This is a genomic window from Citrobacter sp. Ce006, assembly GCF_030336535.1.
Taxonomy (GTDB): Bacteria; Pseudomonadota; Gammaproteobacteria; order Enterobacterales; family Enterobacteriaceae; genus Citrobacter; species Citrobacter europaeus.
This window is the reverse complement of the sequence record NZ_JAOWDO010000056.1, coordinates 46,940-60,785: the sequence shown is the minus strand read 5'-3', so window position 1 is coordinate 60,785 and position 13,846 is coordinate 46,940. Positions and strand designations below refer to the sequence as shown.

5 protein-coding genes and 4 pseudogenes are annotated in these 13,846 nt (G+C 45.6%); 2 read left to right on the top strand and 7 right to left on the bottom strand.

Going from position 1 to position 13,846, the window contains the following annotated elements:
* Window position 1: 1 nt before the first annotated feature.
* Together OGV94_RS04020 and OGV94_RS04015 are read left to right on the top strand one after the other, a co-directional pair.
* Window positions 2-7,120 (top strand): Ig-like domain-containing protein, encoded by a 7,119-nt coding sequence (locus tag OGV94_RS04020; RefSeq protein WP_286522667.1) that lies wholly within the window; start codon window positions 2-4, stop codon window positions 7,118-7,120.
* A 650-nt stretch (window positions 7,121-7,770) separates the two neighbouring features.
* Entirely contained in the window at window positions 7,771-9,300 is a 1,530-nt protein-coding gene (locus OGV94_RS04015) for an EAL domain-containing protein (RefSeq protein ID WP_249269192.1), read from the top strand.
* 371 nt (window positions 9,301-9,671) lie between these two features.
* Here the strand turns inward: OGV94_RS04015 and OGV94_RS04010 are convergent, their stop codons facing one another.
* The 7 genes and pseudogenes from OGV94_RS04010 to OGV94_RS03980 all read right to left on the bottom strand — a co-directional run.
* The gene (locus OGV94_RS04010; RefSeq protein WP_140168318.1) at window positions 9,672-9,908 is read right to left on the bottom strand and encodes an H-NS family histone-like protein; all 237 of its coding nucleotides are present in this window, start codon (window positions 9,906-9,908) and stop codon (window positions 9,672-9,674) included.
* An 85-nt stretch (window positions 9,909-9,993) separates the two neighbouring features.
* Window positions 9,994-10,653 carry a DUF421 domain-containing protein gene (locus OGV94_RS04005; RefSeq protein WP_286522663.1) on the bottom strand — a complete coding sequence of 220 codons (660 nt, stop codon included), beginning with the start codon at window positions 10,651-10,653 and terminating at the stop codon, window positions 9,994-9,996.
* A 52-nt stretch (window positions 10,654-10,705) separates the two neighbouring features.
* Window positions 10,706-10,882, bottom strand: a pseudogene (locus OGV94_RS04000) (GlsB/YeaQ/YmgE family stress response membrane protein).
* Between the two features lie 76 nt (window positions 10,883-10,958).
* On the bottom strand, window positions 10,959-11,453 hold the full coding sequence (locus OGV94_RS03995) for an E3 ubiquitin--protein ligase (RefSeq protein ID WP_286522661.1): 495 nt from the start codon (window positions 11,451-11,453) through the stop codon (window positions 10,959-10,961).
* A gap of 1,124 nt (window positions 11,454-12,577) precedes the next feature.
* Window positions 12,578-12,726 (bottom strand): annotated as a pseudogene (locus tag OGV94_RS03990) (IS481 family transposase); the annotation flags it as partial.
* A gap of 12 nt (window positions 12,727-12,738) precedes the next feature.
* Window positions 12,739-13,180: pseudogene (locus tag OGV94_RS03985) on the bottom strand (flavodoxin); the annotation flags it as partial.
* 9 nt (window positions 13,181-13,189) lie between these two features.
* Window positions 13,190-13,678, bottom strand: a pseudogene (locus OGV94_RS03980) (carboxymuconolactone decarboxylase family protein); the annotation flags it as partial.
* Between the last annotated feature and the right edge of the window lie 168 nt (window positions 13,679-13,846).

Here is a 13,846-nt window from a genome sequence, read left to right as displayed (position 1 = left end):
TATGAAAAAACTATACCATGAGCGCATCCCGCTCCATGTCAGGCTGTTTGCCTGGCTCAATATCGGCGTCCAGACTACGTTTCCCCTGGCTGCTGCATTTACCCCCGCGATGGCCGGTGCCGGAGGCGACGGGAGATTTCTGCAGAGCCAGACGCAGAATGTGCAGCAGACACAGGTATACGCGCTCGGAAAAGGGGAAAGCATTGTCTCTGTTGCTAAAAAATACAATATGTCAGTGGAAGATCTGCTCAGACTGAACCAGTTCCGGACCTTCGCACGGGGATTTGATCACCTGCAACCAGGCGATGAGCTTGATGTACCGCTGGCCCCTCTGCCGGAGGTGCACTGGGATGATGCCCCGGCTGCATCCGTTTCCGGCTATAACAGTGAAGATATGCAGGCGCAGAAAGTAGCCGGATATGCTTCGCAGGCCGGGGGAATCCTCGCCAGCGGTACAAAGGGTGAGGCGGCGGCTTCAATGGCCCGCGGTATGACCACCGGTGCTGCCAGCAGTGAAATCCAGCAATGGCTGAGCCGCTTCGGAACTGCCCGCGTACAGCTGGATGCGGATAAAAACTTCTCTCTCAAAAACTCGCAGCTTGACCTGCTTGTCCCTTTGTACGAACAAAAGGACAGTCTTGTCTTTACCCAGGGGAGTATCCACCGGACCGATGACCGCACCCAGTCTAATCTCGGGTTTGGTTACCGCTGGTTCGCCGGTGACTGGATGCTGGGCGCCAACACCTTTCTTGATTACGACCTGTCCCGCGATCATGCCCGCCTGGGGCTGGGCGGAGAGTACTGGCGAGATTTCCTGAAGATGGGCGTCAACACGTACCATCGTCTTACTAACTGGAAAAACTCACCGGATCTTGAGGACTATGAAGAACGTCCGGCCAACGGGTGGGATGTCAGAGCACAGTACTGGCTACCGGCACTGCCGCAGCTCGGCGGAAAGCTGACGTATGAGCAGTACTATGGCGATGAGGTGGCTCTGTTTGGCAGGGATAACCGCCAGCGAAATCCGCACGCCATTACTGCCGGCGTGAATTACACCCCGATTCCTTTACTGACGTTCACTGCTGAGCAACGCCAGGGGAAAGCGGGTGAAAATGACACCCGATTCGGTGTTGAGATGAACTACCAGTTGGGTATGCCGTGGCAGCACCAGATTAATCCGGACGCGGTGGCTGCCATGCGCAGCCTGGCCGGTAGCCGTTATGACCTGGTCGATCGCAACAACAATATCGTGCTGGAGTATCGCAAGAAAGAGGTTATCCGTCTGAATACGGCAGACCTGGTGACAGGCTATGCCGGTGAGCAGAAGTCTCTGGGGGTATCCGTCAACAGCAAGTACGGGCTGGAGCGTATTGACTGGTCGGCTTCCCCACTCATCGCTGCAGGAGGAAAAATCGTGCAGAACGGAGAGGACTGGACGGTGGTGATGCCGGCTTATCGCTCTGGTGTGGAGGCTTCTAACAGTTACACCGTCAGCGGCGTTGCCGTTGATAAAAAAGGGAACGTTTCCGGCCGGGCTGAAACGCAGGTCACAGTTACTCAGGCGGCGATTGATAAAACGACCAGTTCGCTCTCACCTCCGAACGCAACCCTGCCGGCTGACGGTGTTTCTCAGCAGGAATTTGTCCTGAAGGTGAATGATAAAGAAGGGCAGCCTGTAGATATTGCTGAAAATGAAATCAGTGTTGAGAAAGCTTCGAGGCTTCGCGGGAGCAGCAACGCCACCGTGTCGTCGTTTACCCGACGTGCGGCCGGAGAATATGTGATGACAGTTACCTCCGGGACAATGCCTGAAGCATTCACGGTTACACCATCAGCCCGTAATACGAAATTTGCGTCTGCAGATGTCCAGTTGACAGCAGACAATGCCACTGCAATGGTAAGCGAACTGGATGTGGTTGAAGACAATGCCCTTGCTGATGGTAAGTCACAAAACAGATTCCGGGTGACTGTTGTCGATGCACAAAGTAATCCTGTCCCCGGTCAGTCAGTCAGCTTTCAGGCAGATAACAGCGCCAGTGTTGCAGAGTCAGCCATCACAGAAGCAGATGGTACGGTCATTGTTCCGGTTACCTCACCACTTGCCGGTGATACAACTGTTACAGCCAGTATTAACAATAAGGGAAGTAAGACACTGAAGCTTTCTTTCCGTCCTGATCAGAATACGGCGCGGATTGAGCAAAAGGATTTAAGCGTTCTTCCTGAGGTCTCCCTGGCTGATGGAAAAACAGAAAAAACCGTCTCAGCCCGGGTGACTGATGCAAAGGGTAATGCTGTACCGGACATCCTGGTGGGATTCAGTGCAGATAATGGCGCAGCGCTCACTGAGGAGAAAGTCAAAACGGATAGCCGGGGTATGGTCACCACCACGATGACCAGTACTGTTGCAGGTATTGCGCACGTGGCTGCCAGCGTGAACAGCCAGTCAGTCTCAAAGGAGACTACCTTTACCGGCAATAATGCGACGGCCATTGTGACCTCTGTTGATACAACTGCTGCGTCCGGTGTGGCTGACGGTGTAACTGCTGTGACATTCAGGGCACTCATTAAGGACCAGAATGGGAACTCACTTTCCGGTATTCCTGTTGACTGGAAATCCAGTAAGGACAGCAGCATTGTCGTCTTTAATGATGCGCAAACCATCACGTCAGAAGAAGGGATTGCTGAAGTGCGGGTTACCAGTACGCGGGCGTACAGTGACGTGGTGGTCACGGCGTCCACTAATGCATCGTCAAAGACTGCTTCTCCGTTTACCTTCGTGGCTGACAAGCAGAACCCCGTCATCAAGGCATTCAACACTAACAAGCAGACGCTGACGGCCAATGGTAAAGATTCAGCAGAACTGACAGTCAGCATTACTGACACCAATGGTAATCCGCTTTCTGGTGTGGAAGTGGCGCTCACTAACAGCAATCACGCCGGAATTACACCTTCCCACCCGGTGACGGATGCAGATGGCATGGTCTCTGCTGCCCTGACAACGATTCATGCAGGTGAGATGACCGTATCCGCATCCCTTGGTAAAGGGGGTACGAAATCGCTTGTCCTTACGGCCATATCTGATGAACAGACTGCGAATGTCAGCGTGACGGCAGGTACCACTTCCGCGACCGCAGGACAGGCGCAACCCGTTATTCTGACGGCCACTGTGGTTGACGGGAATAATAATCCGGTCTCTGGCACCAGTGTGGCGTGGCAGACCAGCCACAACTTACTGAGTGAAACAGTGAGTCAGACGAATGCAGAAGGCAAGGCCACGGTACAGCTTACCGGAACAGAGGCGGTCATCACCACGGTCACTGCCGTACTGTATAACAGTAAAAAAGGTTCGGCTCAGGTGACTTTTGGTCCGGGAGAGCCAGAAAATGACCACAGCCAGCTTTCGGTGTCCCCTCAGTCCATTACAGCTGACGGTCAATCTAAATCACTGGCGTCTCTTATCCTTCGCGATAAATGGAATAACCCTGTACCTGGGAAAACAATCGACTGGAGCGCAGATACAACATCGGGTATTCACTTTACTCCAGTGGAAAAGGGAGATGGGGTTTATCAGGCTTCAGTCACCGGAACCGCTGAGGGCGCCTGGACTCTGAAGGCGGAAAGCGGAGCGGTTAATCTGCAGACACCTCTGGCACTGCTGGCAAGCCAGGACTCTGCGCAAATTGATAGTGTAACTGTATCCGGCCCTGATACGGCCAGAGCTGACGGGCAGGAAACCGTGACGATTCGGGCACAGGTTAAGGATGGGAATGGCAATACAAAACTTAAAGGGGTTGCAGTGGGCTGGAGTACCACTCTCGGTACTCTTTCTTCGAGCCTGAGTAAGACGGATGAAAATGGTGTGGCTGAAATGACGTTGAGTAGTCGTGCAGCCGGCAGTGCCCTGGTTTCAGCTATGCTGGGTGGTGGCACGTCGGTTCAGGCAAATAAAGCGGTCACCTTCACCGCTGGCGATATCAGTGCGGATAAATCCTCACTCAGTATCTCTCCATCCAGCATCATTGCAGCAAAAGAAAGTGCCACGCTCAGTGTCACAGTCCGTGATGCCGAAGGGAATCTGCTCCCGGGTCTGAAAGATAAGATAAATGCCGGTTTCACGCCTGACCTGGATATGACCGTATCCGCTTTCAGTGAGGTGTCACCGGGCATCTACGCGGCAAGTGTATCGGGTAAGAAAGCAGGTACATCCCAGGTAAGTGCTGATATCAGCGGTATCCGCATCAATCATACCGCTTCAATAACGCTCCAGGCTGATAATGATACTGCCAGAGTCAAAGGTAGTATCACCGTCACACCGGCTTCTGCCACCGTGGGCGATGTTGTCACGTATGCAGCCGTGCTGACCGATATTAACGAAAATGCTCTGGGAGCAGGGCTCCCTGTCACCTGGAGCGCAAATGAGGGCAGTACACTCAGCGCACAGATGACCCGTACGGATGATTCCGGCACTGCACATGTCACGCTGAGCCGGAAGCTCGCAGGGACTGCCAAAGTGGAGGTTATTCTCCCTTCAGGTACCACGTCTGCGCCTGACGTGATATTCAGTGCCGGTGATGTGGATGAAAGTCGCTCAGAAATGACACTGGTACCTTCAGTGATTGTGGCTGGAAAAGAGACAGCCATACTGACACTGACATTGCGTGACAGTAATGGCAACCAGCTTACAGGGAAGAGCGTCAGTGGTCACAGTGATAATAACGATGTGACCATTGGTGAAAGCCAGGAAAACAGCGATGCGCCTGGCCACTATAAAATGACGGTGAGCAGCGACAAGGTCGGCAGTGCCTCACTGACTGTTCAGGTTGGCGGGGCTACGCTGAACAAAAGTCGCATGCTGACAGTAAAAGGTGATACTGACAGCTGGAAATTGTCAGCAGTCACGCCGAACAAAACCAGCCTGACTGCCGGTGATGCCAGTGGGGTGACCTACAGTGCTGCAGTCACAGATGCTAAGGGGAACCCGCTGAATAATGTGGTGGTTTCCTGGCAGCTTCGTGGCGAGGCGGAAAGCTATGCACCAACGTCGCGTACTAATGAAAAAGGGATTGCAACAACCACGGTAAAAAGCCATACAGCAGGGCTGCTTCAGATGACCGCGTATCTTGATACAGATAACTATATTCAGGCGGATAACGTCACCGTTATCGCCGGGGATATAAAAAACGCCACCTTTAGTGCAGACAAAACCAGTATTGGCTCTGACGGTAAGGATACGGTCACGTTCACAACCAGCCTGGAAGATACCTACGGTAACCCGGTCATGGGGAAAACGGTCATAATCGAAGGCGCTGATTTACTGGCTGGTTTTAAGCTCAGTAAGGTTCAGGACCAGCAGAATGGACGCTATGTGGCAACAGGGACCGCAACAACCAAAGGGCAGGTCACACTCAGTGCACATGTGGGCGGTACAAAAGTGGGGAACTCCGTTACGGTAACAGTTGGAGCCATTACACCAGATTTACGGTTTGATAATGCACAGCAGGAGGTGACCTGGACGAAAAACTTTAACGCATCACAGTCTGTGCGAGGTATGCCTGAAGGTCTTCAACAAATATGGTCCAGCTCTGATGAAACAATTGCTACAGTGAGTAGTGCAGGTAAAGCTACGCTCAATAAATCCGGTGAAGTCAGAATAACGGTCTATACACCGGGTAATGAACAATACAATCCGGCAATGGCTACCTATACGCTGAAAGTAAACAAAGCGCAACCACAGTTAATCTTTGGTCCCGGGGAACACCAGACTACTTATGGTAGTGATTTCGTATTGCCTGAAGTAAAAAGCACAGATAATCAGATTGATTTGAGCGACCTCACAATTGACTATACAAGTTCTGAACCGGAAGTATCAGATATTGACGGGAACGGAACAATCACAATGAGAAAGGCGGGAAGCGTTAAATTTTTTGCCAGCACGACGGAAAATGACAGATTTGAAGCCTCCGAAGCAGAATATGTTCTTGTCATTGCCAAAGCCAAACTTCCTGTCTCATTTTCAGAGACACTCAGGAAAGTTAATATGCAACAGATGTATACCAACACAAATGCATATAGGCAAACTCCCGAACAAACCTTCCCGACAGACGCCACTGTAGAGGTGTCGAGTAGTGAAAGTTCTGTTCTGAAAATTGATACTGATGGTGCCGTTAAACTGTATTCACCGGGAAACACGCGCATTAAAATTTCTGTAAAAGAAGATGACCGATATGAAGCTTCATCGGGGGATTACGATTTAAACATTTATGGTAGACCAGTTATGTCACTTACCAGTATACAGGGAACGTCTCTGGGAAAACTCGTGGATGTTTTAAAGCAGGACTGGCAACCTTACTTTATAAATGATGAGCTTCAGATAGACTGGTCTTCTAAAGTTGATCCCTATTATCTTCCAGAAAAGGTGGTAGTAAAAATATTCGAAGGTGATAACTTGCTTGCTGAAAAAACGTATGGAAAAGGTGAAACCTCATCAGGGAAAACTAAGATAAAGGCTCAGGCAGTATGGGTTGGTAAATCTCTCACTGTCAGTGTGTCTGGCTATGGTTATGCTGATATTGAATCTGAAAAGGTAAGTAAAGGAATTAATACGAGCGTTGTTGATATTAGTAAAGTCATTGCTTCAGCAACTGCCGTTCTAAAACATGATGTATACATAACATCAGATCGTTCAAAAGATAGTGAGAATACTTGCAGGACTTCATATCTGAGGACTCAACGGGATGTTTATTTGGATTTTAATGTAAACTTAGTTCCGCTATATCCTTCAGAAAAAACACTTTTTGGGCACGATATTACTTTATACATAGATAATTACACCAGGAAGAATACTGGAGGTAAAGAATACTGGACCAGAGCAATGGGGAGTACAGGTAATTCTGGAAGTATTCGCTTTACAAGCTCCGGTAGTGGCATTAATTCTAATACACAACTGGTGGAGGATTGCTGGGGAAATCACGCCGGAGGAATGGACGATCAAGGTTCAGTATCTGCAATCGTTGAAGTTCAGTATGCTGGAAAAACGTTCCGACTAAAATCATCACCAATGACATGGAGTGGTGACTCGGGCTCGTCTAACCAGTCAAATGTAAACTTAACGCTGCAATAATATAAGCCCCGAGTGCTGTGAATCCAATATATCGGCACTCGGGAATTTATAATGTCTCGGTTTGGTATATTCATTAACTATAATGAGAACGAGTATTTGTAACGGGTATCGTAATCGTATGGATATTCGATATAGAAGATGGAGTATATATTTGTGAGGTCGATGGCGTTTAAATTCTTATAAACGCCGCTTGAATTTATCATTAAGAATTATCGAGCTATGAATCCCCCCCCCCAAAGAAGGGAGGTGAAGTATGGTCGATCATTTTTAGATGCAGTAAATATAACGCTACCACTTTACATGTTGGAAGGTTGTTTACAAATCATGAGTTAATAATGTTAAGAGTGATGGTGATTATTATTTTTCGAATAATTAAGGTGATTGCTGAATATAGTTAAATATGTTGTAATCTGAAGGGAGGTAAGGATCATCTGGAGCAAACACCTTCTCACTCATTATTTTTTTAATGTATATTTTAAGTGATAGGGGGAAAGGTGACATTCCATAGAATACACTATTCAGGTTCAGGCTATGTACAGATGTAGGCGCTGGTTACCCTTGAGATAAAGATTTTTTATTTCGTACCAATAAAAAAGTAGAGTGTAAGAATATGTACAAATATCTTACAAATTAAAGATTGAGTGAGTCAAATGATGCAACTAAGTAACAGAACAATAGCTATCAGCATCCTATTCCCTGTTGTTTTGTTGACTTTGTTGTCAGCAGGATTGGCATTAAACCAGCTAAAAAGTGAGATGAACATAACAGCGGATATACTAATGACACAAGTTGATCACGTAACGTCAATTGCTCGTAATACAACCCGTCTCACCGCAGGGATGGCTGACAAGCCTTGTGGGGGTATCCGGGATAAAATGACTGAAACCGGGGCGCTGACACCGTATATCCGTAGCACCGGACTTATTCGGGATAATAGTCTAATCTGTTCGTCGGTCACAGGGGCCAGGAAACAGAATGTATCAGAGATATTTGGAGCACGTGTTTTTGTATCCACAGATGACCTGCGGATATTAACAACCACCGGCACCACTAATATTCCTGACCATATAGCAATAATTTATTTCTATAAACTTGGCAACGGTTTGACCGCATTCAGTGTGGTGGATGCACGCTATTTCACTGACATGATGAATTCACTGAATGAAAAAAATAATTCGTCGCTGCGGTTAAAATTTACAGATGGCCCGGTAATTTCCAGTGAGAAAAAAATTAACTTACGCCCCCCCGTTCTCAGAACTGATATTTATTCAGATTTCAGTCAGGCACATCTTGAAGTACTCACTCCCCTGTGGTCAATTTGGCATTATATATTACGTAATATGCTCCTCCTCGCCCCACTTTTTCTTTTGTTGACTCTTGTTTTACTATATCTGCGGAAATACTTGCAATCTGGGAGAATATCTCTTGCGAATGAAATTATTCAGGGGATGACTAATGGTGAGTTTTTCGTGCACTACCAGCCCATCTGCGAAACGACAACAGGCCGCTGCATTGGCGCGGAAGCTCTGATGCGCTGGCAACGAGCTGACGGGAAGACCATACCTCCGGCAATATTCATCCGTGCCGCAGAAGAGGAGGGTATTATCATTAGCCTTACACGACACCTTTTCTGCCTGATAGCTATTGATACCAAGAACTGGCATGTGTTACAGCCCTTTCATCTGAGTGTAAATATTGCGGCTGATCATCTTAAGCATAAAACATTCATGGCAGACTGTCTGCGGTTACGTAATTCCCTGGAACAATCATTTTGCCTGGTTCTGGAAATAACAGAACGTAGTTTGGTTGAGGACACTTACTCCGCTTCTGAGAAACTGAATAATCTCAGAAAAAAAGGATGTCAGGTGGCTGTAGATGATTTTGGAACTGGTTACAGCTCTCTGGGACTGCTCCAGAGTTTGCAAGTGGATTACCTGAAAATTGATAAAAGCTTCATTGATATTTTGGAATCAGCTGATACAGACACACCAGTACTGGACACTATTATAGCCCTCAGTAAACGACTTGACCTCAAAACCATTGCGGAGGGCGTCAGTACACCACATCAGGTTAACTGGCTGACAGAAAAGGGGGTGACTTACATTCAGGGTTTTTCTTATGCCCATCCAATGACAGCGAACGATTTCTGCCAATGGTATAAAAGGCATCAAAAATGGTGACAGTAATATCTTATCTTTTTTTGGAGGGAGCTTGTGCATATTCTGGCCCAAACCGACCATTGATATGAACCGGCTTCAGCATAACGGATATCGCATTGAGATCAGGGGCGAGTCAATGCATAAACTGGTGCAAACCGATCAGAAGGATTAAAAACTAAAGTTAGAAACAATCAGCGCGGGAAGCGCGATCGAAAAAGCCGGAATCACTGACCGGAATTATCGGAATACGCAGTTTGAAATTCGGTTCAATATATTTGGTATAATAACAAATGGATACCGAGTTCCTGATGGGTTTTGACTTGAGATTCAGATAAAACCCGAATATTCTTACTTCTCAATATTATAGTAGATATAAAGCATGACATATCCTTTCAGAAAAAAATAAATTCTATAGGTTCCATTCCATTTTCAAGCAATTTTTTTCGCATGTATTCCAATTTAGTATTTTTCAATTCTGGTTCCTGATTCAGTAATGCTTCTTCCACTCGTCTTTCATCCAGAACAACTAAGAGATTCCCCACCATATCTTCAAGAACATCTGTCTCAAAATTTTGAGACAGGGAACGAAGCAAGTTAATATCATTTAAATCAGACAGACTATCAGTCATAATAGTAATAATATGTTTTGTTGAATTTACGTTATTAATATTTGTGTGCGGGAGGTTGTAATTTGAATCACCATCGCCTAAACTTTTAGTTTAGATTACGTTTTACATTACCATTTTTCAGGATAAATGTTAGCTTTCCGTCCCAGAATTCAGCGATAAATACCTGATCTCGTTCAATCCTTGCCTTGTTAAGCATCCTATCGAGCCACTCTTCATCTTTTTCGATACCATTTAGCTCTGAAATGCGGGGTCTTCCATCTTTCATCAGAATTATTGATGGCATTTTCCCTCCCTCACACACGACAGAAAGAGAGCCACTGGGTTCAATCTGGGCATAATGTATTTCCTGGAAAGAATGTATACCCTGTGAGTGAAGTTGTGATGCAACATTGATAATGTCAATTTTGTTTTTTCTGCGAAGTATATTCTCCATAAGAAACTTGCCGTTTTTGATAATTGGAATGGGTTCACCGATGGTAAATGTTCTGAAAAACCAGACGTGCTTACTTACCCAATTGAGAAGTGAAATCAAACCAACACCAATCAATAACACAATAATGTATTGATGCATCGGTATAGCATCACTATAGATCACGCCCCCAATAACCCCACCAAGTACAAAGTTCCCGATGAAGTCAACCGGTGTCATTTGTGATAGTTGTGTTTTACCAGAAAAGTTTAGGTGAGAGATTACTACAACAAACCCGATAACAAACTTAATCAAAACAATACCATAATACTCCATGTTAAGTCCTTAGTTTTTTAGAAGGGACATAGGCTGCGCCCCTTTAATGACTTTATTTTTTGTAGATGTATAATACAACAACGCCAATTACTGCCACTATGAAACTCCCAAGATTAAAGCCATCTACTTTACAGAAGCCAAACTATGTACTGATGTAGCCACCTGCAACTGTACAAAAAATTCCTAAAATAACAGTGGCAATAATCCCACTATTCTCTTTACCCGGCATAATACATTTTGCGATGATACATGCAATCAGGTCGAAGATAATCCAGTATTAAACTCCCATTTTATTTCCTTAATTACTACTTTCTCTCGGCAGAGGTAGAATCAACATGAGTATAGGCCTCTTCCTTTTTCATGCTGTCGTTGATTTCCTGAGTCTTAGCCGCAGCATCAGTCGTCAACTCGTTTGCTTCGGTGATAGCTTGGTTCTTAATCTGTTCCGCCTTCTCCACAACCTGATCGCTTTTTTGTTTAGCATCAGCTTTCACTTCATCTCCTTTAACTTTGGCCTGTTCAGCTAGGGATTTTACTTTTGCGTCAGCGTCTGCCTTGATTGATTTTGCCTTCTCGGTAAGCTGGCCCGCTTGTTTATCAGCTTCCTGCCTGACTGCATCAATATTCTTATTGGCTTCATCCTGAATGGATGAAGCTTTCTCGGCAGCAGCATCTTTAATCTGGATTGCTGCTTCTTTTGCCTGGTTGAGATTACTATTCACTTTCTTATCCGCATCATCACAGCCAACGATGAGAAAAGTAATTGCTGCAGTTAAAATAGTTTTATTCCATAATTTCATCGAAAATCTCTCACTTATTCATTGTAGGTATATAAAAAACTTTTCTAAGTAGAGTAGGTTTACAAAAGGGTATGTTCCGCAATTGTTTTTTAATAAAATATAATAACATAGCCTGCATGGTCAAGAAAATACTTACTTTCATTAGAAGGTTGATTGTTTTCGAAAAAAGATCTCCGAACGACACCCGGTGGAGATATAGAACTTGCTTTTTAACTTTCATAAATCATAGGGGTATTGGGTGACAAGTTTGCACTGTGCTTGTTTGATGAGAGATGGATAATAGATTCGGTGTATCTTGGTTTCTCTACCAGTCTGATGGTCTGGTCTGTAAATTCTATATGGGATTATATAAGGTAGTGCTGAATATATCGCCTATAATAATGAAGAAATAATACTTAGTCTACAATTACTAGTTAATTTTGGCCTCGTGGTAGAGTTGCTTATTATAGTTATTCTCTCTGGGTGCAAAACGTTGTCTAATAGATTATTATAAAGAGCAATAACTAGGTTTTCTGGATTGGGAAAAGGATGTAGAGTCTCTCAAAAAATTATTCATTTCTGTTGTCTCTATCTCGACTCTCCATCTGCTACTGTTTTTATATATTCGAAGAATATTCCCAATAACAAATTTAATATATAGGTGGCATCACTGCTTTACTGGTGTAGGTGTTGTGGAAATAATTAAAAAATAGAATAATCTTAGTGTAAGGGTTAATAATGTTGTCTAGTGTTTTTTATTTTGTTAAGTGTGTAAATAAAAATTCATTGGAATTGATTACGGTCAAACCTTTTTTAATATAAATTGTAAGTTGTTTGATCTGTATAAAATTTAGTCACTCCATTCCATGAAACTCGTCATTTGGCTAAATATGTGCATCTGTCAGACCGATTACTGAATCATATTGACAGCTTTAGCAACCAGAATTAGTAAAAAGCATGATAATACGTGGTCTTCTTTTGTTGTGGTGAATTCTGCCCTATTCACGTTCATCAGCATCATAAATAGCATTACATTGATACCTACCAGCTCGTAACATTAATTGAATCCGGAGTTTTGCGCATTCTGTGTTCAGAATATTGCTGTAAGACCTTATCCGTTCCCTGTGATATGCCCCGAAAAAAATTTTCTCGTACCAGATGCGCTTTTCATCAAGTAACGTTTCCATTGGCGTCCGGCTACAGCACATTTCCCCTGATGGGTTCGCTCATTATTATAGTGAGCCAGCTATTCATCAAGATCCGACTGTAATGTATCGAGTTCGTCATACAGTTTTGCGGGACTCTAACCACCATGAGTAATGGAGGGGATGAGTAATTTGCCCGCAAGGTTGTGGCTGCTGAGAAATGCTTGCACTACAGGCGGCCGCTGGTCCCCCAGATCGGAAAGCCTAAACATACGGTCTCGAGGCGTGAGATATCTGCACGCTATTTTTTAATGCCGGTTTTACGCCTCGCTCACGCTCATTTTTCCACTGTTCAACGGTCTGAAAATAATCTTCTAGATAAGGCATAGCCGGTTCGATTTCAAACAGATCAGTATTCAGGCTGCGGTGAATGACGCCCGCAATGACTCGTGTATTTCCGCTGCGGGAAAAGTACGCCATCATAACATGGCTTATACCTTGCACGTTTGCGGTTCCGGTCACAGCTGATGCCAAAGAAACGTTCGCCAGCGTGAGCTCCGCAAGTGCGGTGACTAACATTCTGCGGTTGGGATCATGCTCCATAACCCACTCCTAATTATTTGCGAGCGCCTGCTGCAGAGCCTTTTCAGTTCGCGTTGCTGCATCACTTTCACCATGTTCACGCAGAACCTGTGCCAGTTGGCGTAGCTGCGCTGCCGTCAGGCCGACCCGCATGCTTGCTCGTGTATGCGATAATAGCTGGGCTTCAACGCCCGGCGTGGCGTCTAATGCGCCAACCGTTGCCAGCTCGCGGTTTTGCCAGTCGAGGTTATCGTGGGCGAAAATGTTACCGAACAGATGCGTTTGCAGGAATTGGTTAATGACTGGGGCAAAATCAAACAGCAGGTCCTGTACGGGAGCGCCTACAAATTTCGTCTGGTTTGCGATTCCGACACAGCGAAGCTCATCCCCGACAGGGATAGGAGCAACAGGCTCTTTAACCTAAACGTCTTTGATATCACGTTGTTTACGTACTTCGACGATCTTCATCAGTTCACTAAGCGCATTCAGGCTACGAGGGAAGCCCGTATGTGGCAGGAGCCACAGCTCAACAGCCTAGCGTGCAGATAAGAAAGTTCATCAACCGCCACCCACTCACCATCGACAGTAATCACATGTGCTGTTGGTTGGAATTTTATAGCCATTTTACCGGTCTCCTGACACACGAGGGAGTGAATGCAGGTCACCCGGACTATCAACAGGACAGGT

What these genes read in the sequence shown, in the direction of transcription:
- OGV94_RS04005 (WP_286522663.1), bottom strand. Translation starts at nt 10,653, where the DNA reads ATGGAGTATTATGGTATTGTTTTGATTAAGTTTGTTATCGGGTTTGTT.
- OGV94_RS04010 (WP_140168318.1), bottom strand. Translation starts at nt 9,908, where the DNA reads ATGACTGATAGTCTGTCTGATTTAAATGATATTAACTTGCTTCGTTCC.
- OGV94_RS04015 (WP_249269192.1), top strand. Translation starts at nt 7,771, where the DNA reads ATGATGCAACTAAGTAACAGAACAATAGCTATCAGCATCCTATTCCCT.
- OGV94_RS03995 (WP_286522661.1), bottom strand. Translation starts at nt 11,453, where the DNA reads ATGAAATTATGGAATAAAACTATTTTAACTGCAGCAATTACTTTTCTC.
- OGV94_RS04020 (WP_286522667.1), top strand. Translation starts at nt 2, where the DNA reads ATGAAAAAACTATACCATGAGCGCATCCCGCTCCATGTCAGGCTGTTT.